Here is a 23,448-nt window from a genome sequence, read left to right on the forward strand (position 1 = left end):
GTCGCTTCACGGAACTTGGCGGCAGGGATGGAAAGAGCAGGTTTTCAAGCTCTGAGTCGGACAGGCTTGGCGGCAACGGCCAACTGAGGTTGGCAACCTGAGCCCTGCGTAGGTACTCGGAGACGGTGTTGTGTGAGATCTTGAGACTGAGGCCGATCTGGCGTGCGGACAGGTCCCGGTCGAAATGCAGTCGTAAAACGTCTTTGATCTTGCGCATGGATAACCTCGAATTGGGCATGGGCACCTCCTGAAAAGGAGTATGCCCGAGTTATCCAGCGCCGCATCCGCTGCGAATTTTTCCACCGAGTCTGACGCCGTTTGGGCTGGTCAGTTTGTTCCGGAATCGGTGGTCAGTTTGCCGTGGAATCCGTGGTCAGTTTCCCGTGGAATCGGTGGTCAGTTTCCGCCGGAATCCGTGGTCAGTTTGGACCGGAATACGCACCTTAAAGAAATTTTCCGATGAATGCATGATTTTCTCTGAATTGATTACGGCCAGGATGACGGCGATGTCAATTTTTGGCTCTGACGTCGGAAGGAATTTTTCAACATGCTGCTATGGTGATGCAGCCTAACCCGTGTCCCGAATTGATGATGCAGCGCGGGATTCTTCCAGGTCGTGCCGGAGCTGGGCGTTCTCGGACTGTAGGCCCTGAACGAGCTGGTTCGTCTTGTCGAGCTGATCCTGGAAGGACGAAAGGGCCTGGTTCAGCTGCCCTTGCATTTCGTCGATCTTCTTTTCGGTGGTGATGGCCTTATGAAAGGCCTTGATATTGCTTACGATGGCCGTCGTGTAAACGGTCTTTGATTTGAGGATGTCCAGGGTTTGAGCCAACACTTCGGCCAGATCGAAGTCCTCTCCCTCGCTATCATTATATATGGACGGCTGGGGCGCTGGCTCTTCTTTGTGCCTTTGGTACAGGCCTGCCTTCCAAAGCGGGCCGTCTTCGCTGCCAGGGAGCGGGTCGTCCCACCTCTCGCCTGGTCGAATCTTGGCGAACTGCGCCCCGCCTCGCCTCATCTCTCCTTCACCTGTCCATAGCCAGTCGATCGAAGCGCCAAACTTTTCGGACAACAACATGGCCCACGCCGAAGGTATGCTTTGCCGCTCCTTGGCGGAAGACACGCTGGACTGGTTAATTCCAAGGACTCTCGCAAGGGCCGTGTCGCTTTTTACACCGGCGACTGCCTTCATCCTTTCGAGGATATCAGACCATCCGGTTGCTCTGGTTTCGACACCTTGAGCAACCGGTTGAGCAACCTGATGATTATGCCCTTTTTCTATGTCAACAGACTGATTTGATTTGTCTTTCTGGCTTTTCATTGGTTTTTTCCGGATAATACTATGAGCAACCGGATTTAGGCTTGACTGCCATGCAATTAACCGGTTATTCCTCTTCCCATGAAGTTTACAAAAAAACTTAATTTAACAACCTCTAACAAGCAGCGTTGTTACGAGCAATGACAAAAAAACGCACGACCTCGGACACTGCTCCAAGGCAGCTCCTCCTCCCCCTGCATTCCGGAGGTACAAACTCCATTCGTGCCGGTAGGTTATGCCGAAAGGAGGCCATTCGCGAGGCGCTGACACAGGCGCTGGCGGCTTGCCAACTCTCCAGAGAGGAGGTGGCGCAGGAACTGACCCGGCTGACCGGGGAGGCCGTTTCAGTGAATCACATTCACAACTGGTGTTCGGCAGCCAAGCGCGAGTGGCGTTTCCCGCTAGAACTGACCTCTGCATTTTGCATGATCACCCAGGACTTCGGCCTGATTTCGGCCGTCCTCGATGGAACGGGACATGCGCTCGCGGGCGAAGAGACCATGGTCCTGGCCGAATACGGACAGATCCTAATTGAAGAGCGTAAACGCTCCTCCAAGAAGCGCGCCCTATTAGAAAGGCTGGGAGCATGATGATGAGCGAAAAAAATGCACGCCGGATCAAGGCGTGGATGACGCTGAACGGCGTCAGGCAAGCCGACATAGCCAAGGAAATGGGCCTGTCTAGGACGATGATTCAGCGCTTTATTACCGGTCACAGCACCAGCACCAGGGTGTACGAATATTTCATCAACCTTGGCTGCCCCAGGGAGTATTTTGTGGGTCGGACTGAAGCGCGGAGGGCTGCCTGATGGCCAAAGTAGATCAGCCCATCAGTGAAAAAGAGGCACTCTCTGCCGCAGACATCGGGCAGATCCTGGGTTGCTCCAGGCAGGCTGTAGATAAGATGGCAAAAAAAGGAGGATGGCCGGCAATATGGGAAGGCAGGGCCAAGCTGTTTTCAGTCGCAGACCTCCCCGAGGACGTCCGCGTGGCCATCGCCACCAAGTCGTGCCCCTACACCCCGCCAGCCATCACCCCGGCCAAAGAAGCTGGCCTGGCCGATATTATGAAGCTGAAGGGCAAGAAAAAGATCAGGTTCACGACAAGGACTGCAATCATCTCCATTTACAAGGCGTTCTCGGCCAAGGCCAACCTTGCGGACACGCCATGCCGCGAGGCCTTCTGCGTCCGGTGGGCTGCTGGCGAGATTGAGGCGGAGGCCTGGCTGCGTGAGGAGCTCCCGAGTTTCAGTCCGAACTCTGTGAAGAACTGGCTGGAAACAGAGGAGAAAGAAGGTTCTGCTGCGCTTGGCGGGGACTTTGGCAAGCACCGCAAGGGCACGGGCATCATCGAAAGCACCCCCCTGATGCGCGAATCCATCCTGGGCATGATGGCCGAGCACCCCAACGCCTCGGCAGCGCTCATCCGCGAATGGCTTGAAGCAAAATTTCAGAAAGTCCCATCTTTGCGCCGCCTGCAGGCGTGGGTCAGCGCGTGGAAGAAGGCCAATCCGGGCAACTGGATGTACATCCAGGCCCCGGACAAGTGGCGGAGCCGCTTCATGGCCGCCTGTGGCGACAAATACGAGTTAATCGTGAGGCAAAATCAACTTTGGGAATATGACGGAACCCCAGCAGACATTATGCTCTCCGACGGTAAGCGGTATTCCATCATCGGCGTGATCAACATCTTTGACCGCCGCCTGAAATTAGAAGTCGCTCCTTCTGAAAACTCGCGTGACGTGGGCGCGCTGAGCCGCCGCTGTATTTTGGACTGGGGCGTCCCAGAGGGAGTCACCACTGACAATGGCGGTTCATACGTTTCCGCATACCAGCAGCAAGTATTTGGTGCACTTGGCATTGTTCACACCATCCTGCCCCCGTTCCGGCCCGACTTAAAACCGGCCATCGAGCGCGCATTCCGCACCTTTTCACACCATCTTTTGACGATCTGCCCCGCATACGTGGGTCATAATGTGGCCACACGCCAGGAGATCCGCGAGCGCGAGACCTTCTCCAAGCGCCTCATGGACCGCAAGAACCCCCAGGAGTTGTCCATGGCCTTCTCGCCCCAGGAGCTGCAGGAATTCTGCAACGACTGGTGCCAAAACACCTATGCACATCGCCCCCATAGCGGCCTGAACGGGCGCACGCCCTGGGAGGTCGCCCAGGATTGGATCATGCCGGTCCGGCGGATCGAGAACGAACGCGCCCTGGACGTTCTGCTTGTGCCCCTGGCTAGCGGGGGCGGCTTCCGGGAAGTGGGCAAGAAAGGCCTGCGCTGCTCTTCTGGCGTCTATGTGGCTCCGGAGCTGGGCGGCCTGGTCGGCCACCGTGTTCAGGTCCGGATGGACCCTGCAAATCTGACCTGGGCGTATGTGTTCGACGATGACGGCAACTTTCTGTGTCGGGCAGAGCGGACCGATGACCTCAGTGCTGAACAGATGCGCGCAGAGGCCAAGGCCATGCGTCGGGTCAGCCAGGCAACGCCAAAGGCCATATCCAAGGAAATGCGCGCCATGGCCAAACTGACCGAGGCGGATCAGGCCATGCCCGTGATCCGCGAGCACCATCGCAAGCGGGCAGAGGCCATCCGCGCCAAGGGCGTCGACCAGCGCTCCACCGTCTACACCACCCCAGAACTCGAAGCCGCAGCCGATGCTGCGAACGCCCATATCCCCGCCGTCGCCGTCACCGAGCAGTCCCGGGAGATCGTCCCCGGCTTCACGCCCCCGGCGACTGCCCAGGAGCGCTACAAGCTGCTGCTGGCTCTCCAGGCGCGCGAGGATCTGACCGAAGCGGAGGCCAAGTGGGCCCGCATTTACGCGGCCTGCCTTGAGGCGGATGGTTTCCGTCGAATGTACCAGATCTGCGCGGCAACCGGTTAAAATTTCAGAATTATCGACCAGGGCCGCAAGGCCCTTAACCACAACCTTCAAGGAGAACCTGTCATGTCCCTAGTCCCCAACCCCGGCCCCGGGGTAGCACCGCTTGGAAACGTCGCTATGTGCCTGTCCACTCTGAGGCGAGCCATCACGCGCCCTGCGCACCTGCCTGGGATCGTCGTATTCTACGGCCCCAGCGGCTACGGCAAGTCCACGGCCGCCACGGTGGCCACGATCCACTGTGACGCCGTCTACGTGCAGGCCCGCAGCAGCTGGACCCGCAAGGCGGCCCACCAGGCCATTCTGAAGGGCCTGGGCGTTCTCCCGGCCAAGACCGTGGCCGAGATGTCGGACCAAATCGCGGAAGAGCTGGCCTTGAGCAAGCGCCCCTTGATCGTCGACGAAGTGGATTACTTGGCCGAAAGGGGCACCATTGAGCTCATCAGGGACATCTATGAGTCCAGCCAGGCCCCGGTGATGCTGATCGGGGAAGAGGGCCTGCCGGGCAAGCTGAAGCGCTGGGAGCGTTTCCACGGCCGCGTGCTGGATTGGGCACCTGCCCAGCCAGCAAGCCTTGAAGACTGCAAGACCTTGTCCGAACTGCACTCCACAAAGGTACAGATTGCGGACGACCTGCTGGCCAAGGTTCATGACGTGGCCGGGGGCTCGGTGCGCAGAATTTGCGTGAACATCGCCCGGATTGAAGAGCAGGCTCAGGTGGAAGGCCGGGACGTGATGGATTTGGCCGCCTGGGGCGCCCGCGAACTGTACACCGGGGAGGCCCCGAGCCGCCGGAGGAACGCATGAGTCAGGCACCCGCAAGGCATTGCTCCCCGGCGGGAGTGCTGACCGACCGGGAGCGGTTGTGGGCGGCAATGCGCGAGCTGCGAGTGTTTACGATCCGCGACCTATGCCGCGCCGTAAACACTGGCAAGGACCGCGACGCCGCCATTTCGGACAGCAAGGCCAAGGACTACCTGGTCGGCCTGGTCCGGGCCGGGATCGTGGGCAAGGGGCTGACTGTTCGGTTCGAGCCGATGCGATTCGAGCTGATTAGCGACACCGGCGTGCGCGCCCCGCGCGTCCGCAAGGACGGGACCATGCTGCCCGAATCTGGCCGCAACCGGATGTGGAAGGCCATGCAGATCCTGGGCGAATTCTCCACCAGGGAGCTCATGCACGCGGCCAGCATCCCCGGCGCCCCCGTCGCCTATTCCGAGGCCAAGACTTATTGCGGCTGGCTGGCCCGTGGCGGCTACCTTTTGCAGTCCGGGGAGCGGTTCCGCTTCATCCGCGCCCGTTTCACCGGATCCAAAGCCCCGCAGATCCTGCGCGTGAAGCAGCTTTTCGACCCGAACTCGGACAAGGTTGTTTACTCCTCTGATCCGGAAGGCAGGGACGACCTGTGAAACGGCCAAGCGCAATGAAATTGGCCCTTTCGGGCTGGGGCGAAGTCCTGCCCATGTACCTGCCGGAGTGGGTGGTGACGCTTGCCGAGGCCTGCGACAGGTCCAGCATGCGCACCGTAGCCGCCTCCCTGGGCGTCTCCCCGGCCCTGGTGTCGCTGGCAATTCGCAACGCCCACCACGCCCGCCTGGACTTCATCCAGGCCCGCGTGGAGGCAGTCCTGGGCGGCGTTGAATGCCCCGTCCTTGGCCACATCAGCGCCGAGCGCTGTCGTCAAAATCAAGATCAACCTTTTTCATCTATCAACCCGCTCTCGGTCAGGCTGTTCCGGGCCTGCCGTGGCGAATGCCCCCACGGAGGGAAAAAATAATGGTCAGCAACGAAATCAGAAACAACGCGGCGGCCCTGGGAGTTCTGATGCACCAGGTGGGAAACGAGCAGGCGGCGCTGATCCGCATTGTGCGCTCCAACTTGGCAGCAGCTGCGGACACGGCGGAAGAGATGGAGCGGAACCTTGTGGTGCCCCGCCCCGCAGCGCAGGCAACGGCAGAAGAACCCGAAGTGATCGAAGACAACGAGTTCAAGGAGGCAATGTGATGGAAGGCTACAAGAAGAACGCTGCCGGGCACCTGGTACCCTTGGAGCAGATCCAGCCCATCGACCTGGCTCGGGATGAGCTGGTCGTAGAGAAGGCGGAGAAGATCAAAGCCGCACAGGAGATGATACGCAAGCTCAAGGCGGAGATCATGGGCGACATTGAGGCTTTCGTGTCCTTGGCTGCTCAAAAGTACGACGCCCAGGTGGGCGGGCAGAAAGGCAATGTGACGCTGATGAGCTTTGACGGCCGCTACAAGCTCCGTCGCCAGATCAGCGAAAACCTGTCTTTTGACGAACGGCTGCAGGCGGCCAAGGCCCTGATCGACGAATGCATCCGGGAGTGGACCAAGGGCAGCCGCACAGAGCTGCAGGCGCTCATAAATGACGCCTTCCAGGTCGACCGAGAAGGGAAGATCAATACGGGCCGTATCTTGGGATTGCGCCGCTTGAACATCGACGACGACCGCTGGCTGAGGGCCATGGAGGCCATCTCCGACAGCCTCCAGGTGACGGGCACCACGGCCTACTTCAGGTTGTACGAGCGCGTCGCAGGGGACCGTTACACGGCCGTTCCACTGGATATGGCCGCGGTCTAGCCTGTTGACCCCGAGTGGCGGCGAGGTCTCTCGCCGTCACGATCGGGCCAGCAGGCGGTGCCCCTGTCGGGACACATACACCTCGGCAACACCTGCAGCGCAGGCGGTCCCTCCTGGCCGTGACCGCGCCGTAGCACCCACGAGACGGGTGGCTGAATCAAGAGTGGCGGCGAACCATTGGGGTTCGTCGCCACCATCGAAACAGCGAGGAGGTTTTAAGTGGGCGGAACAGAAGCAATCACCAGGGCAAACACCCTAACGATCGACGAAGTGCCCCGCGCCTTCTGTAAGGAGTTCTGCGCTACGTGGATCGGGCGAAAGCTGCGAAACGGGCAGGATGAGAGCTGGTGCGGCAAGACAGTGTTCCCGCCCGCTGCGGACGGGAAGAGATACTGCGCATGGGAATGGAAACGAATCAAGGAGAAGATGAGTCTATGTGCGAAGCTGAAGTCCTGAGCTGGCTACTCTCAGAAGTCGAACAGAAGTCAAAGGAGCATCTTGGCAACGTAAAGAGCGTTGTCCGCACCCTCCAACACCGCTGCAACTTCGAGGATCATTACGAGCAGGACCGCGCGGTGGATGCCGTTTTGGAGCTCGAAGGGTTCGGCGGTGATCTCATGGGTCTGGTTCGCGAAGCAAACCAGCGTTTAAAGGAAAGCAAAGGGCAGGTGGCTGCATGACAACCGTACTGCTCAAAGTGTCAACGCTTGAAGCCGTTTCTGGAGACGAATTGACCAGGTACGTTCAGTATTTGGTCATGGGCGTCGAAGAGACCGAACACGACGAAGAGGCCTTTGCCCTTCTCGACGATGCGGCAATTCTCACGGTGGAGCGGGCAGAATGAAGCGCGAAGATTGGAAGAAGATTGAAGACAGGCTGCGCTTTCCAGGTGCCAAGATGTCCCTGCGTGTGGATGGCAGGGACGTGGACCTGGCAGTCCGTACTGACAAAATGAAGATGGTCATCCTGGTGTTTGTTGATGGCTGGGCGAAAGGTGCGTGGCTTGATGTCACGAAACCCTGCCCGGAACAGGCTTACATGAGGCGTCACGAACGCTATCTCTGGCCAAAAAAAGAGCGGGATGGCGCCGCGAAGTTCGCAAAGCGCTTCGGAAAGCGTGAAGCAAAGAAGTATCTCGGGGATATAGATAAAAAATTCGTGTGTTTTTATCCGTACTTCCCATCAGTTCGCGCCGTCCGCACTCACTACGAAAAGACCTTCAAGTCCATCGAGCTGGTGGAAGCATGAAAGCCACCTGCCCAGTCTGCGGGGGTTACGGCCCCCTGGAATCCTTCCTGGTGGACGACGATGCCAAGCGGGCCGTGGTAGCCGTCGGCAAGCTGCCCGGCGACCTGCCGCGCCTTTGCTGGGCGTACCTCGGGATGTTCCGCAAGCCAGCGTCCACCAGGGTTCTGACATGGGAGCGCGTGGGCCGGATCGTGGCGGAGCTCGCCGACCTGGTGGCCGAAAAGGACATGAGCTGGAAGAGCCAGCGCGTGGTTCCGAGCCGCCCGGAGTTCTGGGCTCAGGGCATCCAGGCGATGCTGGACCGGGACGCTCAGGGCAAGCTGGAACGGCCGCTGGATGGCCACAACTATCTGCGCGCTGTTGTTTACGAGATCGCAGAGAAGGCTTGGCATCAGGGCAACGTGAAGAAGGAAAACGAAGCGAAATTCAGGCCCCAGGAGCCGCAACAGCGCCGCCGGGACCCGGAGCATGACGACAAGCCCATCGTGCCCTTGTCCGAAGGGATCAAGGGATGGCGGGAAAGGCTTGGCGTTAGCAAAAAAGAAGGAGGCGACAATGGCAGAGCTGATATTGACTGACGAAGAGAAGGCAGCTGCTCTGTGGAGCGATCTTGATGATGCGGCGATCGGCAAGTTGGTGAAAAAGAGTATTGCGACGATTAGCACAGCTGCAGAACAGGCGGATCGTATCGTGATACAGGCGGCTGCGCTGTTAATCTGCTGCTGGGCACATGAGTGCAACGCCACCGACGTGAAGTTTGAGCTGGGCGGCGTTACGCAGGCAGGCCGTGATTTTGGGGATTGGGCCGTCGTTGTCACCAAAACACGTCAAGGAGAACAGCGATGAACACAACCGACATGATCAACCACATCCGCGCCAACAAGCAACCCCTTAGCCAGCGTGTGCTGCAAGCCATTGCAGACCGTCTTGAAGAGCAGGATGCCTATCTTCGGTCAGCTCTTGGCACCTTGTCGACTCAGGAAGAGCAGCTTCGTGGCCTCGGGTCCGAGTTGGCCGAAAGCGAGCGCCACCGGCAGATCCTCACGACGCAGAACAAGGAACTGCTGGATGCGCGCAAGAATCTGGAAGCATTGGAAGCGGCGCTGGCCCCACTCCTGGCATGGGATAATGCTGAGCGCCGGACTTCAATCATCATGGGGCCTGCCGAGCCCATGCTTGAAAGCCTTGGCTGCACTGTCGTGGCGGAAGACTTTGACCGCATCAGGGAGATTCTTTCGCACTATCGTGACGCCCATGCCGTGGAGTGTCGGCAGGCATGAGGGCGGTCTGTGTAATTATCGCCTTCATCTTGGCTTTGGAGCACAATGCCGCTTCGATTCTTTTCGTGTTTCTCGCCTTGTTCATGGGCGACCGAGTTTAGAGGAGCTTTGCATGGATAATCGCATTTTCACAGGCGGCTTTAGTGTAAGGATGGGCACGAAACGGACCCGCTTTGAACTGTCCCCGGCGGAGATCCACGGCGGCCCTGAGGGCCTTTTCCGTGTCCGTGTCGACCGTCGCTGGCATGACGGCCCCGAGGGTGAAGCGCTCTTTTTGGACCGAGACGGGCTTGCCCACCTGGTCGCCTCGGCTGCGCTGGGAGCAGTGGGTGTTCCGGCACCACGCCCAAGCCTTCGAAGAGGGGCCAGGGTCAGCGTGCGAATCGAGGATGAAGGGCGCGCCCGGGTCGAGGGTGGATTTACGGTTGGGCCGTTCATCCTGGCCCATGACGGCCGCTGGATGGTGCCTGTGACGGTCTACGGTGGAACGCGGTACGTCGCCGCTGAGGATATCGTTGCGAAGGAGGAAAGGCTGTGAACTGGAGAATTGTACCCTGGAACCCCAAGTACAAGCTGAGCGACACGGGGCGGATGATGGGGCCAATGGGCCTGTGCAAGCCATGGATCGGATCCGGCCTGCCGAGGGCGGCCAAGTACACGCTGTCCGGCACGGGCGCGATTACCGTGCAGAGGGCGATGCTCAAGGTGTGGGACATCTCCCTGGAGCCGACGCGGGAATGGATCGTTGCGGTTTGCGCTGACGTCCGGGCGGACAAGGAAGAGCGCCGCGCCGCCGCGCGCCGGGCCGAAAAAGAGCGCCGCCAGGCGGGCGCGCCCAAGCCCGCCCCTGTGGCTGTCCCGTCGGTCGAGGAGTGGCGCGCGCTCCCGCAGGACGCACGCTATGAGCTCTCGAATCACGGGCGGCTTCGTGGCCCCAGGGGGCTGCGCAAGCCGTGCATTCCCGGTGGAAAGAACCCGTATTCCGCCCTCTACCCGGTCAGGCTCAAGAACGAAAACAGGATTACGGCCCTGATCATCAGGGTGGCGATGCTGCAGGTCTGGGGCGTCGAGCTCGTGCCGACTGGCGAGCTTATCTCCAGGTTCCGGGCTGAGGCCGAGGCGGAGAAGAAACTCAAGTGCCGCCCGAAGCTGAGGCTGGTCGAGCCGAAGAAGAAGGACACGGCGGCGAACAGAAACGTCCGCCACTGCGCGGACTGTGGCCGGGCCCTTTCTCCCGGGTACTGGAGGCGCTGCCCCGAGTGCTGGACAGCGGTCCGCAAGGGCCTGGATACGCCCCTTGAGGAGTACGGGACGGCAAGTAGAAGATGAGCGAAACCTCCTGCGGGAGGTCGTCCGGGCGTGGCGGCCCGGGCCTGATGAGCAGCCGAGGAGTCAAGATGACCGTTCTATCGATTTTCACCGGAAAGCCCGTGGACCCGGCGACGCTGGCCAAGGCCCCGGCCCGTAAACAGGACCCGGCCAAGGTCGCGCCCCGTAAACGCGGCGGGCTACAGCGCGAGAACCAAAAGGCGATGCTGGCCAAGGTGCATATCGCCAAGCAGCGCCTGGGGCTGGATGATGAGATCTACAGGGGTATCCTGTCGGAGCGCTTCGGCGTGGATTCGAGCAAGGATCTGGAAATGACCGGCCTGAACGATCTGCTTCTGCACCTTCAGCGCCTGGGCTTCCAGCCTACGCCGCGCCGCAAAAGCGCAGATCCCTATGACGTTGATGCGCAGATCCGCAAGATCGAGGCGCTGCTGTCAGAGAAGGGCCGCGTCGAAGGCACGGACGTCCCCTGGGGCTACGCCATGGCCATCTTGAAGCGTCAGACCGGCGGCAAGGTGAAGAGCTTTGAGGATGCTTCTGCCCTGGAGCTGCGCGGCGTGATCGTGGCCCTGATCCGGGACGCCCACAAGCACGGGCGGAGGGTGCAGTAATGTGGGTCAGCTATCCCGAGCTCGTGAGTATTCTCGGTGACGACATGGCCCTGGTGCTGACCAGGGGCAAGGGCGGCATCAAGTTTTATGTCCCTCGCCAGGCGAGCCCGGACCACTGGCTGGCCAAGCTGGTCGGCGTGGACGGGATGGAGGCGCTTTGCGTGTCCTATCCTGGGGAAGATATCGTGGTCCCGAACGGCCGCCGCGAACACTGCAAGGCCAAGGTGCTGCAGCTGCTTGCCGAAGGGCTGACAAAGGCCGAGATAGCGGAACAATGCGGCGTTACGGACCGGTACGTGTACATCGTTTCCAGTGCGACGGCGGGGGCAAGGCAGTTGCCCTTGCCGATCAGATCGAAGGACCCTCTTGTCGATCACCCTGAAACGAAGTAAGCGATATTCAGAACAAGATCCCTTCACCCCGAAACATTTCGCCTTATCCCACAAGGCCCTCCAAGAGTATCACCAGCTCTAGGAGGGCTTTTTTATGTTCAAGAATGCATTGAATTTTTTCCGGGATCTTGTGGCCCAGGGCATCGGCAGGATCAGGGACAAGGCCCTGGGCATTGTCCAGGGCTCTCTATTGCCGCTTGTGACCAAGAGCCTGGATGGCCTTTTGAGCACAACCAGGTTCCAGATCGTGTACTGCCTGATCGCTATCGTGGCCCTGTGTGGCGTGGTGTGGCTGTATAGCCCGCAGCAGCTCCCGGTGGTGCTCTACAAGCTTTTGCTGGCCCCGCTTGGTGGCGTCGTCGGCGGGTGCGTCTGGCTGGCCCTGGTGCCCATTGCGAACCCCTCGCGCTACCTGGCGACGGACTGGCGCGAGGATCCGGACGCGGACGTCAAGGGCGGAGCGGACTTTGAGATTGCCGACGGCTATGAGCGGATTTTCAGCGTGTGCGTGGTCTGCCTGGCCCTGGCCTTCACTATCGGCATGCTGGCCGTGGGGCTTGGGCTATGAGGCCGAATTGGGGCCTGATGGCCGTCTTGGCCTTTTGCGCGCTCTTCTGGTGGGGGGTCTGGGAGGCCGTGGCCTCCCCTCTCATTCCCGCCCAGGCCAAACAGCACCGCGCCCTCCTCATTCGCGAGGCGAGGGCTCAGTGGGGGCTTGACGCCCCGGTAGCCACGTTCGCGGGCCAAATCCACCAAGAGTCCAGATGGAACGAGCGGGCCGTGTCGCCAGTGGGCGCGCAGGGCCTGGCTCAATTCATGCCTACTACATCGCGCTGGCTGCCCGAGGTCGCGCCGCAGACAGGGCAGCCTATGCCGTTCTCTGCCTCGTGGTCCATCAGGGCCATGATTGTTTACGACAAGTGGATCTGGAACAGGGTCCTGGCCGCCTCGGACTGTGACCGATGGGCGTTTACGCTTTCGGCATACAACGGGGGGCTGGGGTGGGTGCAGCGGGACCAACGCCTGGCCGCGTCCAGGAGGGCGAATCCGCTAAGCTGGAACGATGTTACCCGGTTCAACTCCGGGCGTTCCGCCGCGAATTTCAAAGAAAACAGGGGCTACCCAGAGCGGATCCTGAACCGCTGGGGGCCCCTTTACCAAGCCGCCGGTTGGGGGCGTGGGGGCTGTGATGCTCGGTAGCCTGCTCCCTCTGGCCGGACGGCTCCTTGGCTCCACGTGGCTCTGGGTTGCCGTCCTTCTGCTTGTCAGCTTGGGGGCCGGGGCAGCCCTCTACGTCCAGGACTTGCGCCACGAGGCGGAGGTTTCGGCCCTTGGCGGAGAGCTCGCAGCCCAGGAAGTCCAGCACGCCGCGACCAGGTCGGAGCTTGCCGAGTCCAAAAGAGAGACGGCCGGGCTTCGGGTTGCCCTGGATCAGGCGCGAAACGCCACCGAGGCCCTACAGGACAATGTCCGGGCGGCGCTTGTCAGGGAGGCACAGGCCCGCGCCGATGCCGAGGCCAGGAAAGCAATCATTTCGGCCATGCGGACGCGCGAGCGCACGGAAGCAGAGGCCAGGGAGGTGGTGGATGATGCGACGCGTCACAGTGCTGCTACTCGCCTTAACCGTCCTTGGTAGTGCCGGGTGCGGGGCGAAGGCCCCTGTCGCTCCCGTTGTCGTGGCCTTGCCCGTGGCAGAGTGCCCGGCTCCATCCCGCCCGGCCATTCCGGCCCTGGACCCGGCCCTGCCGTTCGACCACGCGCTGTCCGTGGAAATTTTCTTGGAGCGAGACGACGTTTTTCGGTCGTACGCCAAGGCCCTGGAAGACTGCGTGAAGTGCTACGGGGCCCAGTCTGGAGGCGATAGTGGACGAAATTGACGCGGCCCAAAAGGCCGAGCGCCTATTCCGGGAAGGGGCGCTCGCGAGCATGAGGCGGCCGAAGGCAGCCGCCCGGGAGAGCCTGACCCACTGCGTGGATTGCGGGGAAGAGATCCCGGAGAAGAGGCGCCTGGCTATCCAGGGGTGCCGCCGCTGCCGGGAATGCCAGGAAGAATTTGATAAGGAGGCACCTTGGTGATCGATTCAATTTTAAGTTGGGCCCCGCTCGTTTTGTCGGTTGTGCAGCTGCTCCTGGCCTGGGTGCTCTGGAGTATGCGCCAAGAGTTTGTCCGGCGTGTCGACTGTGGAAGGGAGCGGGACGGTATGGCGAAATGCCACATAGACTTGGCGCACAGGGTTGCGGCAGCTGAGGCGGACATTGGGAATATGCCCAGGCCTGCAGCATGGTCAAAAATGCAAGTGGCCATGGAAGAGGTTCGGGGCTCGAATAAAGTGCTACTCGCAAAACTTGAAGGTCAGAGCGAGATACTAAAGCGCATTGAGCATCCTGTGCAATTATTGATGGAGCACCATCTGAAGGGGGACAAGTGAGCTTCAAGAATTTGATCACAGAGGATCGCCGCCTGGTCATTCTCCGTTTTCTGTCTGAGGATCCAGCATACCGGCTGAACACTTCTGTTTTGCGGGCCGCGCTTGATGCCTACGGGCATAGTGTGAGTCGCGACCAAGTGGACACAGAGGTGTGGTGGCTTGTGGAACAAGGTTTGGTGGAAACCGAGTCTGTCGGGCCGGTTCTGGTGGTAACATTAACCGCGCGAGGGCTTGACGTGGCTCAGGGCCGCGTTGCTGTGCCCGGCGTCAAGCGTCCCGGACCGAGGTCTTGATATGCCAAGAGTATCAACAGTGAAGAGGCTCCCTCCTGAGATCCGCGAAGAGATTCATCGCCTGCTGGAATCCGGGCAAACACTGGACTCGATTGTTGAGCACTTGCGCTCGATGGGCGTGAGCGAGGTCAGTAGAAGCGCGCTTGGCCGGTACAAACAGAACTTTGAGCGCATTGTGGAGCGGGTCCGGCGGTCCAGGGAAATCGCCGATGCGCTGGTCCGGCGCTTTGGCAACGCGGATGAGAGCAAGAGCATGCGGGCGAATATCGAGATGATGCACGGCATCGTCTCGGAAATGCTCATGCAGATCGGAGACGTGGAGGATGGACAGGACGGCGGGAAGGCGGTGCTCTTGGAGCCGAAGGCGGCCCATGACCTGGCCAAGGCCCTAGATCACTTGGCGCGGGCGCGGAAGTTTGACCAGGAAGCGATTATCAAGATCCGCGCGGAAGTCGCCAAGGAAGCCGAAGAGAAGCTGGATAAGGCCGTGACCAAGGCCGCCGGGCAGGCGCAGCGAGAAAGCCTGTCCCCGGCTCAAATACTTGAGCGGGTCAAGGCCATTTACAGAGGCGAGGCGTAATGAGCTCGGGCGTCCTCTATCCCTTCCAGCGTCGGTGGGTTGACGACGATTCACGGTTCAAGATCGGCATGTTCGCCCGGCAGACTGGAAAGACGTTCTCCACCACCCTGGAAATAGCCGAAGACATCCTTGCGCATGACGTGCTTGGCAAACGCACCAGGTGGGTGATTCTGTCCCGAGGCGAACGGCAGGCGAAAGAGGCCATGGACGAAGGCCTGAAGCTTCCTTTAAGGGCGATGGGCTCTGTTTTTGAGAGCATCGAATGTGATTCGGGCTATCGCTATGAGGACGGATCGAGCATCAAAGCCCTGGAGGTGGCTCTGAAGCACGGGTCCAGGGTGACGGCATTGCCTGCCAACCCGGACACGGCGCGAGGGTTTTCGGCGAATGTGTTCCTTGACGAATTCGCGTTCCACAAAGACAGCCGGGCCATTTGGAAGGCCCTTTTTCCGGTGATCTCAAAGCCGGGGCTGAAGCTGAGGATAGTTTCAACGCCGAACGGGAAAGGGAACAAGTTTTTCGAGCTTATGACGGGGAAGACGGACCATTGGAGTCGGCACATTGTAGACATCCACCAGGCCGTGGCTGAGGGGCTTGATCGCAATATCCAGGAATTGCGCGATGGATGCGCCGATGAAGACACTTGGAGCCAAGAATTTGAATTGCAGTGGGTTGACGAGGCGAGCGCCTGGCTTCCGTATGAACTGATAACTTCCTGCGAGCATGAGCGCGCCGGGTCTCCAGATGCGTATTCCGGGGGCTCTTGTTTTGTGGGGGTGGACATCGGGGCGCGAAAAGACCGCTTCGTTATCTGGGTCCTGGAGCCTGTCGGGGACGTCCTGTGGACAAGGGAGGTCGTTGTTCGTCGCGGGATCACGTTCGCAGAGCAAGATCGTTTACTTGACGATGTTTTTTCTCGCTACAATGTGATTCGCTGTTGCATGGACCAGACGGGCATGGGCGAAAAGCCAGTTGAAGATGCGCAGGCTCGCCATGGACGTCTGCGAGTCGAGGGGGTTCTGTTTACGACCCCGAACAAGCTGACCATGGCCACCCAGGGCAAAGAAGCTTTTGAAGATCGGCGCATTCGCATCCCTCTGGGGGACAAGGAGATCAGGGCCGACCTGCATAAGTTGAAGCGGGTCGTGTCGCCAACGGGGGCACCGCGCTTTGTTGCGGAATCCGACGCTGACGGTCACGCCGATAGAACATGGGCGTGCTTTTTGGCGGTAAACGCCGCCGGCAAAAAGACCGGCTTACAAGTGTGGGAGGCTTTGGCACATGGGTAGACGACGGGACCACAAGCCGGGCGGGAAGAAGTTCACCGCAGACGGTTTCGACAATTTCACGGGACGTCTGGGCATGGGGCAGGACAACCTGTTGGCCGCAAGCGGATACTCCCCAGGGCGCTATGCGACCAGGAGCCGGATCGAGCTTGACGACATGTACCGCAGCAGCTGGGTCGTGGGCCGCATGATCGACGTTGTGGCCGAGGACATGATCAGCGGCGGCGTGGAGATCCGCTCCCAGATGGACCCGGGAGACAAGGAAGAACTTCTGCGACAGATGCGCAGGACCGGGGTTCAGGCCAGGCTGACGGACGCCATCAAATGGGCCGGACTCTATGGCGGGGCCATCGCCGTGATCTTGATCGATGGTGAAGATCTATCGACCCCCCTGGACGTCTCTGCGGTGGTCAAGGGGGCATTCCGTGGGCTTTACGTGCTGGACCGGCACCAAGTCACGCCCCTGGACGAAGGAATTACCGAGCTGGGGCCGATGCTGGGGTATCCTGTCGGGTACCGGGTGCATGCTCAGGCGCTGCGTGGGCAGACGATCCACCATAGCCGGGCCATTCGGTTCGTGGGCGTGGAGCTCCCGGACGAAGCGCGCCGCTCTGAGCAGTATTGGGGCGGAAGCATGGTCGACCGCGCCTATGACCGGATCCTTGCCTTGGACAGCGCCACCCATGGGGCTGCGAATATGCTGTATCGCTCGTTTCTGCGAGTGATCGGCGTGGATGGATTGCGCGACATACTAGCTGCGGGGGGGCAGGCCGAGGCTGCACTTCTCAAGATGTTTACGATGGTGCGCCAAATGCAGTCCAACGAGGGGATCACGCTGCTGGACAAGAACGATACGTTTACGACCCACGGCTGGACGTTCGCGGGCATCTACGACGCCCTGCAGGCCTTTTCGGAGCAGATCTCCGGGGCCACGGGCATCCCCCTGGTGCGGCTCTTGGGGCAATCTTCCAAGGGATTCAGCACTGGTGAATCCGACCTTAGAACCTATTACGACACGATCAGCACCAAGCAGGAAGACGACCTGCACGCGCCGATGGAGGCGCTCTTTGCCATCTTGTCGCAATCGATATGGGGCAAGCCCCTGCCTGATGGCTTCGACTTTGTTTTCCGGTCCTTGTACCGCCCGACGGAAATGGAACGCTCGCAAATCGCCACGGCAGACGCGCAAGCTGTTTCGGCGCTCTACGCCGGCGGCGTCATCACCCGCGCCCATGCCTTGTCCGAGCTGCGGGATTCCAGCCGGACTTCCGGCAGATTCGAAGGCATCACGGACCAGGACATCGAAGAGGCCAAGAAAGAAGACTCAGTGCCGCCGCTGCCTGAAGGGCGGCTTCCTGAAGAGCTTGCCGGAGGGTGGCCTGGTGCCGGGCAGTAAGTGGGATCGCCCGATCCAGGGGCGGTCATGGGGATGGGGCGACGCTGACAATTCGTCGTCTTTTGCGCCGTCCAAGGTGGCTACGAAGCGCTATGCCCGGCAGCTGACCGCTGTCGCGTCCAAGATTGCCGAGGTGGCCCGCCGGGATCCTCAGAAGGCTGAGCAGGCGCTGCGCGAATATGCCGAGGTGATCGACCCGTGGGCCAGGCAGGCGGCGGCCAGCATGGTGACGGGCGTGCGCCGCAAGAATGACCAGGCGTGGCGCTCCCTGGCTGGGCGTATGGGGCTGGATGTGCGCACCCTGCTGTCTTCGGGAGAGGTGGGTGATGCCGTCCGTGAGCGCATCGAGGAGAACGCCAGCCTGATCCGCTCCATGGTCATCGGCGCGGCCGACCAGGTGGGCGGCATTGTGCGCGAGAACATGGCGGCCGGGTCCAGGGCTGAGGATCTGGCCAAGCGCATCGAGCGCGCGGGCGAAGTCAATCAGTCGCGAGCCTTGACCATCGCCAGGACGGAAGTCAGCAAGGCCGGAACCGCCTTGACCACGGCCCGCGCCCGGTCCGTTGGCTCGACAGGGTACATTTGGCGGACGACCAGGGACGGGGACACACGCGAGAGCCACCGGGCCATGGAAGGCAAGTTCGTGGAGTGGGACAACCCGCCCACGATCGACAGGATGACGGGCCATGCGGGAGAGTTTCCGAATTGCCGGTGCTATCCTGAGCCGGTTATCCCGAGGGAAACGGGCGGCGTTTACGCGTCGCCGATGCCCACACAGGAAACAGAGATGGAGACAGGGACAAAGTCCGCTCTGTCGCAATGGGAAAAGCAGTCCACAAGCCACGTCATCCCGCACGTGCCAGAGGCCCCTCTGGTCAACGTGGAGCGGGCCAAGTTCGACCGGCGCAAGCTGGCGGCGTATTCCCTGGATCCTGAGGCGGCGGACCCGCGCGGACGGGCCAAGGCTGTTTTGTTCAAGAAGCTGCTCGGGGCTGATCCGAGCCATGCGGATCTGATCGAGAGCCAGATCATGTCCTTGGCCCCGCACCTCCCGGCCAAGCGAGGGAAGGCCGATGAGCATGGGGAGCGCTTTGAAATACTGACGCCGGTTACGGGTCCAAACGGAACGACCGTTGACGTGCTCAGCGCCTGGATTTACGACAGGGACAAATCGGGCCGGAACATTTCGACCGTCCCGCGCCTGACAAGCTGCTACATTCCGAAGAAGAGGAGCGCGACATGATCCGCGAAGGGGGCGCCATCCGCCTGACCACGCCGCTGGACGTCGAAGACGTTTTTGACCATTCGGTCGTTCATCGGCTTCCGATCGGTACGACGGGCCGGGTAATCGACCTGCTTGGCGGCCGCGCCTATGAAACCGAGTTCCTGATCGGCGACGTTGATGGGGAGCACACGTGGGCATCCGGAGCGGTGAAATTCGACCAGTGCGAGCCTGCCTTGGAGCCCACGGCGTGAAAACGTCCATATTTGCCATGAGAGGCGTTCAAGCCTCAGAGCCGAACAACGCCCCGGTTTTTCCCATCCGATCGATTCTAGCCCGTTTACGGGCCGTTTACAGAGCGTCCTGCTAGGCTCGCTCGTTCTTACAATCCCACCTTCCTCACGCTGAATTCATTCCGACTGACCCCAAGAGGCCGGCGCGCATAGCGTTGGCCTCATGCGTTACCATACTACCAGCGCCCTTTCCGAGAATATCCGGATCACGCCGGAAGGCTATCTTCTGTGCCTGGACGTGCCCGTCGCCCGGACCGGGGTCATGCACTACCTGCCTGAAGAGCTCCCGGAAGAGATTGCCGCGCATGCGACCGAAGAAACGGTGCTGGTGTATCGGCTGCCCGAAGATGTCTTTGCCCCCGAGACCGTAGCGTCGTTCGAGGGCAAGCCCGTGACCGTCGGCCACCCCGAAGGCTTTGTGACTCCCGACAACTGGAAAGAGCTGGCCTGTGGCCATGCTCAGAATGTCCGGCAGGGGGAGGGAGAGGCTTCGGATCTGCTGCTCGCGGATCTGCTGATCACGGACCAGGAGGCTATTTTCCTGATCGCGCCCAAACAAGGCGGGAAGACCGAAGACAAGCCCTTACGGGAAGTGTCGTGTGGCTATGACGCCGAATACGAAGAGATGGCGCCGGGCGTTGGGCGGCAGTTCGCCATTGTTGGCAATCATATCGCGTTGGTGCCGCACGGACGGTGCGGCATCCGCTGCGCAATTCAAGACAAGGAGTCTCACATGCCGAAGAAAAAGAAGTCGGGCTTCCTGGACCGTCTGCTCAAGAACCCTAAGGCGAAGGCCGTTCTCGACGAAGCAGCTGAAGAAGCGGCCAAGGACGAAGAAGGTGCCTCCGAAGAGCAGCAGCAGACCGCCACGGACAGTGACAACGAGCTGCTCATAGAGCTGAACGAAAATGTGAAGGAGGTGCTGGTCATTGGGCGCTCTTTGATGGAGCTCCTCCAGCCCAAGAACGAGGATGAAGATCCCGAGCCTGGCGAGGACGAAGACCCCCAGGGTGATGAAGAAGCCGAGGACGAAGATCCGGCCGCCGATGAAGACGACCCGGCCAAGGCCAAGGACAGCGCCGCGAAGCGCAAGACCGCAGACGCCGCTATTGTGCGCCGTGCTGGGCTCCTGGCTCCGGGTCTGCGCTTTAATACGAGCGATTCGGCCTGCACGGTCAAGCGCATGTCCTTGCGCAGCGCCATGAAGGACGAAGCTGTCGCCAGGGTCGTGGACGGGTGCCTGCGAGGAACCGCCATCGGGAAGGCCGATTGCCTGACCCTCGACGCCGCATTCATGGCCGCGTCCGAGGTCGTCGCCGCTCGCAATAACGCCCGCACTGCGGACGCCCTTGCCGGTAAGCGCAAGACGGAAGACGCCAAAAAGGCCGTCACCCCGGCGGACATCAACGCCCTTAACCGCAAATTCCGTGATTCCCTGTCTGGGAAATAGGAGGCCACATGCCTGTATTTACTGAACGTATGCCTGCCGGATTCCCCGGCAACATCTCCCGCCAGGCGGACGCCCAGGTCGAACCGACTGTGGCCGCTTCCGCCATTGCTTTCGGCGGCCCTGTCCAGCTGGACGCGGCCGGAAAGATCGTGGCGGCCACTGTCGAGGCCAAAGGCGTTTACGGCTTCTTAGCCCGCCCGTTCCCTTTTCAGGCTCGTGCGCTTGCCGACAACGCCCTGGGTGGCGGCGGCATCGAGGCCGGACAGATCGGAGACGTGATGCGCTCCGGCTACATGTCGGTGAAGATGTCCGCTGCCGAGACTTCGACGCCGGTCAAGGGCACGCCCGTCAAGGTCGTGTTTACGGCTACGGGAAGCTTCGTCGTCGGGGATATCGCCATGTCCCAGGGCGTGGCCGTGCCCGGGTGCATCTTCATGGGCGCGCCCGATGCTTCGGGTAATGTCGAAATCGCCTTCAACATCTAAGGAGCGAAAATGTTTACCTATGACAGACGCACTGTAGATGCAGCCGGGGCCTTCCTGGTCGGAGAGCTTGAACGCCTCGACCAGACGCTGCACCTCCCCCTGCATTCGGTCACGTGGCCCCGCGACATCGATTTGCGCGAAGACGTGACCATGGCTGATGAATCCTCTTCCTTCACCGTGACCACATTCGCGGCCGCCGGTGGTATTTCCCCGAACGGCAAGAACTGGGTCGGACAGAAGACCACGGCCATTCCTGGTATCGCGGTCGATATCGGCAAGACGCCCTCTCCTTTGCACCTGTGGGCCATGGAGCTCGGGTGGAGCCTGGTGGAGCTGGAAGCAGCCCAGAAGGTCGGCCGCCCTCTCGATACCCAGAAGTACGAGGGCATGAAGATCAAGTACAACATGGACGTGGATGAACAGATCTACATCGGTGACGACCAGGTCGGTGCCGTGGGCCTGTGCACTAACCCTGCGGTCCATGCTGAAAACTCTACCCTGGACTGGAACGCTCCCACGACCACTTCCAAGATGATCCTTGATGACATCAACGACCTGATCAACACGGCATGGGAGCGCAGCGGGTACGCGGTCGTCCCGGACCAGCTTCGGCTTTCGCCGCGCAAGTTCACCAGGCTCCTCCAGCCCGCGACTGAAGCAGGGAGCCAGAGCCTTCTGCGGTACATTGCGGAACAGTGCATTTCCAACACCCAGAACGGACGGCCCCTGGAAATCCACCCACTCAAGTGGCTGACCGGCCGAGGCGCTGCTGGCAAAGATCGCACCGTGGTCTACAGCCGCCGCCCCGAATACGTCCGCTTCCCCCTGGTGCCCCTGCAGAAGACCCCGCTTGAGCATCGCGGCATCAGCCAGTTGACCGTCTACTTCGGCAAGATCGGCCATGTGGAATTCGTCTACCCTGAAACCTTGGCCTACCAGGACGGGGATTAAACCATGAAAAAGATCTCTGTTTCGTCCACGTTCTCGGTTCGCTTTGCCTCGGGGGAGAAGATGCGGGTGTTTACGCCCGGTGTGCATGAACTCTCTGAAGAAGAGCTCGGGAACTGGTTTGTCCAGGGATGCATTCGGGAGGGCCGCGCTGCGGTCCTCCCGGATGATGCCGATGAAACCGGGCTTTCGGAAGACAAGCTGCGTTCGATGACCGTTTCCAGCCTGAAGAAGATGGCTGCCGAAATGGGCATCGAGGTACAGGGCTCCCCGAAAAAAGACGCGCTGGTCGCCATGATCCTTGAAGCGGATCAGGCAAAAGAAAGCGGCCAGGATCCGGATGGCGACAAGGGTAAAGATCCCGACGCGCCCGCCGGTAACGTCGACCCTGATGCCGAAGCCAAGACCGAACCCGAGGAGAATTAACCGTGCCGACCGTACAGGAATTCAGAGAATCGTTTCCCCAGTTCACCGTGGAGCTGTTCCCGGATGGCCGCGTGCTGTTTGCCTTGGCCTTGGCTGAGAAGCAGCTTTCTGCGGAGCGCTGGGGGGATTGGTGGGCTGACGGGTGCTGTCTGCATGCGGCCCATCATCTGACCCTGGAGCGGGCGGCGATAAAGTCACAGGACGGGACCGGCGGCATGGACGCGGCCGCCGGCCCTGTTGTCTCGGTCAGCAAGTCCGTGGGCGGCGTGTCCAAGAGCGAGTCCCGGGCCGGGGCTGCGGCCACTGGCAACATCGGGGCGGGTCACTGGAACGATACCATCTACGGGAAGCAGTATTGGCAAATGGCGCAGCTCGTAGGCGCTGGGGGAATGGTCGTATGAATCCGGAGCTCAGTGTCAGGCAGGTCAGCATGGACTTGTCTGCCGTCCGGCAGGCGCTCGCGGCCTTGACTTCCCAGGACGTCTTCATCGGCGTCCCCGAAGACAAGACCTCCCGCGAGGCGGCCGGAGACTCCGGAGCTTCGAATGCGCTCCTGGCCTACGTGCATGAGTTTGGAGTTCCTGAGCGGGGGCTCCCCCCGCGCCCTTCTCTTTTGCCTGGCATCGACGACATCCAAAAGGATGCGGTCGAGATCCTGAAGGACGCTGCCAGGCAGGCATTGATAGGCAATGCGGCCGCCGTAAACACGGCGCTGAACAAGATCGGAATCCTCGGGCAGAACGCTGTCCGCGCTCGTTTTGTGAGCAACGAGTGGCCACCCTTGGCGGACTCTACCCTGGACGCCCGTAAGAAGATCGGGGAGCGCACGAGCAAGTCCGGCCGGACCGTGGCCACCTATGGCAAGAGCCGCCGCGAACGCGGCGCGGTCAATCCGCTGATCGACACGGGCCAGCTTCGCAAGGCCTACACTTACGTGGTTCGCAAGAAGGGCAATTCTGCCCTGGTGGTGAGATGATGG

General features: G+C 60.9%; 37 protein-coding genes, 1 other RNA gene and 1 pseudogene. 37 read left to right on the plus strand and 2 right to left on the minus strand.

Going from position 1 to position 23,448, the window contains the following annotated elements; all coding sequences use genetic code 11:
* Together H4684_RS11170 and H4684_RS11175 are read right to left on the minus strand one after the other, a co-directional pair.
* A pseudogene (locus tag H4684_RS11170) lies at positions 1–238 on the minus strand (sigma-70 family RNA polymerase sigma factor); the annotation flags it as partial.
* 330 nt (positions 239–568) lie between these two features.
* Positions 569–1,321, minus strand: a complete 753-nt coding sequence (locus H4684_RS11175) for a helix-turn-helix domain-containing protein (RefSeq protein ID WP_225940378.1) — start codon at positions 1,319–1,321, stop codon at positions 569–571.
* A 137-nt stretch (positions 1,322–1,458) separates the two neighbouring features.
* Between H4684_RS11175 and H4684_RS11180 the strand changes: the two genes are divergently transcribed.
* From H4684_RS11180 to H4684_RS11355, 37 genes are all read left to right on the plus strand, one after another.
* The gene (locus H4684_RS11180; RefSeq protein WP_192623784.1) at positions 1,459–1,908 is read left to right on the plus strand and encodes a hypothetical protein; all 450 of its coding nucleotides are present in this window, start codon (positions 1,459–1,461) and stop codon (positions 1,906–1,908) included.
* Complete coding sequence (locus H4684_RS11185; protein WP_192623785.1) at positions 1,905–2,126, plus strand: helix-turn-helix domain-containing protein; 222 nt, start codon at positions 1,905–1,907, stop codon at positions 2,124–2,126. The genes H4684_RS11180 and H4684_RS11185 overlap by 4 nt, the downstream gene beginning before the upstream one ends.
* Positions 2,126–4,204 carry a Mu transposase C-terminal domain-containing protein gene (locus tag H4684_RS11190; protein WP_192623786.1) on the plus strand — a complete coding sequence of 693 codons (2,079 nt, stop codon included), beginning with the start codon at positions 2,126–2,128 and terminating at the stop codon, positions 4,202–4,204. The genes H4684_RS11185 and H4684_RS11190 overlap by 1 nt, the downstream gene beginning before the upstream one ends.
* Before the next feature lie 63 nt (positions 4,205–4,267).
* A complete protein-coding gene (locus tag H4684_RS11195) occupies positions 4,268–5,008 on the plus strand; it encodes an AAA family ATPase (RefSeq protein WP_192623787.1) in 741 nt (246 codons plus the stop codon).
* Complete coding sequence (locus tag H4684_RS11200) at positions 5,005–5,610, plus strand: hypothetical protein (protein ID WP_192623788.1); 606 nt, start codon at positions 5,005–5,007, stop codon at positions 5,608–5,610. The genes H4684_RS11195 and H4684_RS11200 overlap by 4 nt, the downstream gene beginning before the upstream one ends.
* A 14-nt stretch (positions 5,611–5,624) precedes the next feature.
* Complete coding sequence (locus H4684_RS11205) at positions 5,625–5,978, plus strand: XRE family transcriptional regulator (protein WP_192623789.1); 354 nt, start codon at positions 5,625–5,627, stop codon at positions 5,976–5,978.
* Complete coding sequence (locus H4684_RS11210; protein ID WP_192623790.1) at positions 5,978–6,205, plus strand: hypothetical protein; 228 nt, start codon at positions 5,978–5,980, stop codon at positions 6,203–6,205. The genes H4684_RS11205 and H4684_RS11210 overlap by 1 nt, the downstream gene beginning before the upstream one ends.
* Positions 6,205–6,801 carry a DUF3164 family protein gene (locus H4684_RS11215; protein ID WP_192623791.1) on the plus strand — a complete coding sequence of 199 codons (597 nt, stop codon included), beginning with the start codon at positions 6,205–6,207 and terminating at the stop codon, positions 6,799–6,801. The genes H4684_RS11210 and H4684_RS11215 overlap by 1 nt, the downstream gene beginning before the upstream one ends.
* A gap of 398 nt (positions 6,802–7,199) precedes the next feature.
* Positions 7,200–7,481 carry a hypothetical protein gene (locus tag H4684_RS11220; protein ID WP_192623792.1) on the plus strand — a complete coding sequence of 94 codons (282 nt, stop codon included), beginning with the start codon at positions 7,200–7,202 and terminating at the stop codon, positions 7,479–7,481.
* Complete coding sequence (locus tag H4684_RS11225) at positions 7,478–7,645, plus strand: hypothetical protein (RefSeq protein ID WP_192623793.1); 168 nt, start codon at positions 7,478–7,480, stop codon at positions 7,643–7,645. The genes H4684_RS11220 and H4684_RS11225 overlap by 4 nt, the downstream gene beginning before the upstream one ends.
* Entirely contained in the window at positions 7,642–8,049 is a 408-nt protein-coding gene (locus H4684_RS11230) for a hypothetical protein (protein WP_192623794.1), read from the plus strand. The genes H4684_RS11225 and H4684_RS11230 overlap by 4 nt, the downstream gene beginning before the upstream one ends.
* Positions 8,046–8,627, plus strand: a complete 582-nt coding sequence (locus H4684_RS11235; protein ID WP_192623795.1) for a hypothetical protein — start codon at positions 8,046–8,048, stop codon at positions 8,625–8,627. Before H4684_RS11230 ends, H4684_RS11235 begins: the two co-directional genes overlap by 4 nt.
* Positions 8,605–8,895: a hypothetical protein gene (locus H4684_RS11240; protein ID WP_192623796.1), complete on the plus strand. Its 291-nt coding sequence runs from the start codon at positions 8,605–8,607 to the stop codon at positions 8,893–8,895. The genes H4684_RS11235 and H4684_RS11240 overlap by 23 nt, the downstream gene beginning before the upstream one ends.
* Positions 8,892–9,329: a hypothetical protein gene (locus H4684_RS11245; protein WP_192623797.1), complete on the plus strand. Its 438-nt coding sequence runs from the start codon at positions 8,892–8,894 to the stop codon at positions 9,327–9,329. Before H4684_RS11240 ends, H4684_RS11245 begins: the two co-directional genes overlap by 4 nt.
* Before the next feature lie 112 nt (positions 9,330–9,441).
* The gene (locus tag H4684_RS11250; protein ID WP_192623798.1) at positions 9,442–9,867 is read left to right on the plus strand and encodes a hypothetical protein; all 426 of its coding nucleotides are present in this window, start codon (positions 9,442–9,444) and stop codon (positions 9,865–9,867) included.
* Entirely contained in the window at positions 9,864–10,658 is a 795-nt protein-coding gene (locus tag H4684_RS11255) for a hypothetical protein (protein WP_192623799.1), read from the plus strand. Before H4684_RS11250 ends, H4684_RS11255 begins: the two co-directional genes overlap by 4 nt.
* Positions 10,657–10,719: hammerhead ribozyme type II (locus H4684_RS11260), an RNA gene on the plus strand. The genes H4684_RS11255 and H4684_RS11260 overlap by 2 nt, the downstream gene beginning before the upstream one ends.
* A 7-nt stretch (positions 10,720–10,726) precedes the next feature.
* A complete protein-coding gene (locus H4684_RS11265) occupies positions 10,727–11,269 on the plus strand; it encodes a regulatory protein GemA (protein WP_192623800.1) in 543 nt (180 codons plus the stop codon).
* On the plus strand, positions 11,269–11,661 hold the full coding sequence (locus tag H4684_RS11270; protein WP_192623801.1) for a helix-turn-helix domain-containing protein: 393 nt from the start codon (positions 11,269–11,271) through the stop codon (positions 11,659–11,661). Before H4684_RS11265 ends, H4684_RS11270 begins: the two co-directional genes overlap by 1 nt.
* A gap of 94 nt (positions 11,662–11,755) precedes the next feature.
* Positions 11,756–12,229 carry a putative holin gene (locus tag H4684_RS11275; protein ID WP_192623802.1) on the plus strand — a complete coding sequence of 158 codons (474 nt, stop codon included), beginning with the start codon at positions 11,756–11,758 and terminating at the stop codon, positions 12,227–12,229.
* On the plus strand, positions 12,226–12,861 hold the full coding sequence (locus H4684_RS11280) for a transglycosylase SLT domain-containing protein (protein WP_225940379.1): 636 nt from the start codon (positions 12,226–12,228) through the stop codon (positions 12,859–12,861). The genes H4684_RS11275 and H4684_RS11280 overlap by 4 nt, the downstream gene beginning before the upstream one ends.
* Complete coding sequence (locus H4684_RS11285) at positions 12,851–13,297, plus strand: hypothetical protein (protein ID WP_192623803.1); 447 nt, start codon at positions 12,851–12,853, stop codon at positions 13,295–13,297. Before H4684_RS11280 ends, H4684_RS11285 begins: the two co-directional genes overlap by 11 nt.
* On the plus strand, positions 13,248–13,538 hold the full coding sequence (locus H4684_RS11290; protein ID WP_225940380.1) for a hypothetical protein: 291 nt from the start codon (positions 13,248–13,250) through the stop codon (positions 13,536–13,538). The genes H4684_RS11285 and H4684_RS11290 overlap by 50 nt, the downstream gene beginning before the upstream one ends.
* Positions 13,525–13,737 (plus strand): TraR/DksA C4-type zinc finger protein, encoded by a 213-nt coding sequence (locus H4684_RS11295; protein WP_318779633.1) that lies wholly within the window; start codon positions 13,525–13,527, stop codon positions 13,735–13,737. The genes H4684_RS11290 and H4684_RS11295 overlap by 14 nt, the downstream gene beginning before the upstream one ends.
* Positions 13,734–14,090 carry a DUF2730 family protein gene (locus H4684_RS11300; RefSeq protein WP_318779635.1) on the plus strand — a complete coding sequence of 119 codons (357 nt, stop codon included), beginning with the start codon at positions 13,734–13,736 and terminating at the stop codon, positions 14,088–14,090. Before H4684_RS11295 ends, H4684_RS11300 begins: the two co-directional genes overlap by 4 nt.
* Positions 14,087–14,383: a VpaChn25_0724 family phage protein gene (locus H4684_RS21350; RefSeq protein ID WP_456073125.1), complete on the plus strand. Its 297-nt coding sequence runs from the start codon at positions 14,087–14,089 to the stop codon at positions 14,381–14,383. Before H4684_RS11300 ends, H4684_RS21350 begins: the two co-directional genes overlap by 4 nt.
* 1 nt (position 14,384) lies before the next feature.
* Entirely contained in the window at positions 14,385–14,963 is a 579-nt protein-coding gene (locus H4684_RS11305; protein WP_192623805.1) for a DUF3486 family protein, read from the plus strand.
* The gene (locus H4684_RS11310) at positions 14,963–16,252 is read left to right on the plus strand and encodes a phage terminase large subunit family protein (RefSeq protein ID WP_192623806.1); all 1,290 of its coding nucleotides are present in this window, start codon (positions 14,963–14,965) and stop codon (positions 16,250–16,252) included. The genes H4684_RS11305 and H4684_RS11310 overlap by 1 nt, the downstream gene beginning before the upstream one ends.
* Positions 16,245–17,645, plus strand: a complete 1,401-nt coding sequence (locus H4684_RS11315) for a DUF1073 domain-containing protein (protein WP_192623807.1) — start codon at positions 16,245–16,247, stop codon at positions 17,643–17,645. Before H4684_RS11310 ends, H4684_RS11315 begins: the two co-directional genes overlap by 8 nt.
* The gene (locus tag H4684_RS11320) at positions 17,632–18,888 is read left to right on the plus strand and encodes a phage head morphogenesis protein (protein ID WP_318779634.1); all 1,257 of its coding nucleotides are present in this window, start codon (positions 17,632–17,634) and stop codon (positions 18,886–18,888) included. The genes H4684_RS11315 and H4684_RS11320 overlap by 14 nt, the downstream gene beginning before the upstream one ends.
* Entirely contained in the window at positions 18,885–19,121 is a 237-nt protein-coding gene (locus H4684_RS11325) for a hypothetical protein (protein WP_192623808.1), read from the plus strand. Before H4684_RS11320 ends, H4684_RS11325 begins: the two co-directional genes overlap by 4 nt.
* 202 nt (positions 19,122–19,323) lie before the next feature.
* A complete protein-coding gene (locus H4684_RS11330; RefSeq protein WP_192623809.1) occupies positions 19,324–20,610 on the plus strand; it encodes a DUF2213 domain-containing protein in 1,287 nt (428 codons plus the stop codon).
* An 8-nt stretch (positions 20,611–20,618) separates the two neighbouring features.
* On the plus strand, positions 20,619–21,095 hold the full coding sequence (locus H4684_RS11335) for a structural cement protein Gp24 (RefSeq protein WP_192623810.1): 477 nt from the start codon (positions 20,619–20,621) through the stop codon (positions 21,093–21,095).
* Between the two features lie 9 nt (positions 21,096–21,104).
* Positions 21,105–22,046, plus strand: a complete 942-nt coding sequence (locus H4684_RS11340) for a DUF2184 domain-containing protein (RefSeq protein WP_192623811.1) — start codon at positions 21,105–21,107, stop codon at positions 22,044–22,046.
* A 3-nt stretch (positions 22,047–22,049) separates the two neighbouring features.
* Positions 22,050–22,469, plus strand: a complete 420-nt coding sequence (locus tag H4684_RS11345) for a Rho termination factor N-terminal domain-containing protein (protein WP_192623812.1) — start codon at positions 22,050–22,052, stop codon at positions 22,467–22,469.
* A 2-nt stretch (positions 22,470–22,471) separates the two neighbouring features.
* The gene (locus tag H4684_RS11350; protein ID WP_192623813.1) at positions 22,472–22,870 is read left to right on the plus strand and encodes a DUF4054 domain-containing protein; all 399 of its coding nucleotides are present in this window, start codon (positions 22,472–22,474) and stop codon (positions 22,868–22,870) included.
* 29 nt (positions 22,871–22,899) lie between these two features.
* Positions 22,900–23,445 carry a hypothetical protein gene (locus H4684_RS11355; RefSeq protein WP_225940381.1) on the plus strand — a complete coding sequence of 182 codons (546 nt, stop codon included), beginning with the start codon at positions 22,900–22,902 and terminating at the stop codon, positions 23,443–23,445.
* Positions 23,446–23,448: the final 3 nt, after the last annotated feature.

It is taken from the genome of Desulfomicrobium macestii (genome assembly GCF_014873765.1).
In the GTDB taxonomy this organism is placed as follows: Bacteria; Desulfobacterota; Desulfovibrionia; order Desulfovibrionales; family Desulfomicrobiaceae; genus Desulfomicrobium; species Desulfomicrobium macestii.

What these genes read in the sequence shown, in the direction of transcription:
- H4684_RS11175 (WP_225940378.1), bottom strand. Translation starts at nt 1,321, where the DNA reads ATGAAAAGCCAGAAAGACAAATCAAATCAGTCTGTTGACATAGAAAAA.
- H4684_RS11180 (WP_192623784.1), top strand. Translation starts at nt 1,459, where the DNA reads ATGACAAAAAAACGCACGACCTCGGACACTGCTCCAAGGCAGCTCCTC.
- H4684_RS11185 (WP_192623785.1), top strand. Translation starts at nt 1,905, where the DNA reads ATGATGATGAGCGAAAAAAATGCACGCCGGATCAAGGCGTGGATGACG.
- H4684_RS11190 (WP_192623786.1), top strand. Translation starts at nt 2,126, where the DNA reads ATGGCCAAAGTAGATCAGCCCATCAGTGAAAAAGAGGCACTCTCTGCC.
- H4684_RS11195 (WP_192623787.1), top strand. Translation starts at nt 4,268, where the DNA reads ATGTCCCTAGTCCCCAACCCCGGCCCCGGGGTAGCACCGCTTGGAAAC.
- H4684_RS11200 (WP_192623788.1), top strand. Translation starts at nt 5,005, where the DNA reads ATGAGTCAGGCACCCGCAAGGCATTGCTCCCCGGCGGGAGTGCTGACC.
- H4684_RS11205 (WP_192623789.1), top strand. Translation starts at nt 5,625, where the DNA reads ATGAAATTGGCCCTTTCGGGCTGGGGCGAAGTCCTGCCCATGTACCTG.
- H4684_RS11210 (WP_192623790.1), top strand. Translation starts at nt 5,978, where the DNA reads ATGGTCAGCAACGAAATCAGAAACAACGCGGCGGCCCTGGGAGTTCTG.
- H4684_RS11215 (WP_192623791.1), top strand. Translation starts at nt 6,205, where the DNA reads ATGGAAGGCTACAAGAAGAACGCTGCCGGGCACCTGGTACCCTTGGAG.
- H4684_RS11220 (WP_192623792.1), top strand. Translation starts at nt 7,200, where the DNA reads ATGGGAATGGAAACGAATCAAGGAGAAGATGAGTCTATGTGCGAAGCT.
- H4684_RS11225 (WP_192623793.1), top strand. Translation starts at nt 7,478, where the DNA reads ATGACAACCGTACTGCTCAAAGTGTCAACGCTTGAAGCCGTTTCTGGA.
- H4684_RS11230 (WP_192623794.1), top strand. Translation starts at nt 7,642, where the DNA reads ATGAAGCGCGAAGATTGGAAGAAGATTGAAGACAGGCTGCGCTTTCCA.
- H4684_RS11235 (WP_192623795.1), top strand. Translation starts at nt 8,046, where the DNA reads ATGAAAGCCACCTGCCCAGTCTGCGGGGGTTACGGCCCCCTGGAATCC.
- H4684_RS11240 (WP_192623796.1), top strand. Translation starts at nt 8,605, where the DNA reads ATGGCAGAGCTGATATTGACTGACGAAGAGAAGGCAGCTGCTCTGTGG.
- H4684_RS11245 (WP_192623797.1), top strand. Translation starts at nt 8,892, where the DNA reads ATGAACACAACCGACATGATCAACCACATCCGCGCCAACAAGCAACCC.
- H4684_RS11250 (WP_192623798.1), top strand. Translation starts at nt 9,442, where the DNA reads ATGGATAATCGCATTTTCACAGGCGGCTTTAGTGTAAGGATGGGCACG.
- H4684_RS11265 (WP_192623800.1), top strand. Translation starts at nt 10,727, where the DNA reads ATGACCGTTCTATCGATTTTCACCGGAAAGCCCGTGGACCCGGCGACG.
- H4684_RS11270 (WP_192623801.1), top strand. Translation starts at nt 11,269, where the DNA reads ATGTGGGTCAGCTATCCCGAGCTCGTGAGTATTCTCGGTGACGACATG.
- H4684_RS11275 (WP_192623802.1), top strand. Translation starts at nt 11,756, where the DNA reads ATGTTCAAGAATGCATTGAATTTTTTCCGGGATCTTGTGGCCCAGGGC.
- H4684_RS11280 (WP_225940379.1), top strand. Translation starts at nt 12,226, where the DNA reads ATGAGGCCGAATTGGGGCCTGATGGCCGTCTTGGCCTTTTGCGCGCTC.
- H4684_RS11285 (WP_192623803.1), top strand. Translation starts at nt 12,851, where the DNA reads ATGCTCGGTAGCCTGCTCCCTCTGGCCGGACGGCTCCTTGGCTCCACG.
- H4684_RS11290 (WP_225940380.1), top strand. Translation starts at nt 13,248, where the DNA reads ATGATGCGACGCGTCACAGTGCTGCTACTCGCCTTAACCGTCCTTGGT.
- H4684_RS11305 (WP_192623805.1), top strand. Translation starts at nt 14,385, where the DNA reads ATGCCAAGAGTATCAACAGTGAAGAGGCTCCCTCCTGAGATCCGCGAA.
- H4684_RS11310 (WP_192623806.1), top strand. Translation starts at nt 14,963, where the DNA reads ATGAGCTCGGGCGTCCTCTATCCCTTCCAGCGTCGGTGGGTTGACGAC.
- H4684_RS11315 (WP_192623807.1), top strand. Translation starts at nt 16,245, where the DNA reads ATGGGTAGACGACGGGACCACAAGCCGGGCGGGAAGAAGTTCACCGCA.
- H4684_RS11325 (WP_192623808.1), top strand. Translation starts at nt 18,885, where the DNA reads ATGATCCGCGAAGGGGGCGCCATCCGCCTGACCACGCCGCTGGACGTC.
- H4684_RS11330 (WP_192623809.1), top strand. Translation starts at nt 19,324, where the DNA reads ATGCGTTACCATACTACCAGCGCCCTTTCCGAGAATATCCGGATCACG.
- H4684_RS11335 (WP_192623810.1), top strand. Translation starts at nt 20,619, where the DNA reads ATGCCTGTATTTACTGAACGTATGCCTGCCGGATTCCCCGGCAACATC.
- H4684_RS11340 (WP_192623811.1), top strand. Translation starts at nt 21,105, where the DNA reads ATGTTTACCTATGACAGACGCACTGTAGATGCAGCCGGGGCCTTCCTG.
- H4684_RS11345 (WP_192623812.1), top strand. Translation starts at nt 22,050, where the DNA reads ATGAAAAAGATCTCTGTTTCGTCCACGTTCTCGGTTCGCTTTGCCTCG.
- H4684_RS11355 (WP_225940381.1), top strand. Translation starts at nt 22,900, where the DNA reads ATGGACTTGTCTGCCGTCCGGCAGGCGCTCGCGGCCTTGACTTCCCAG.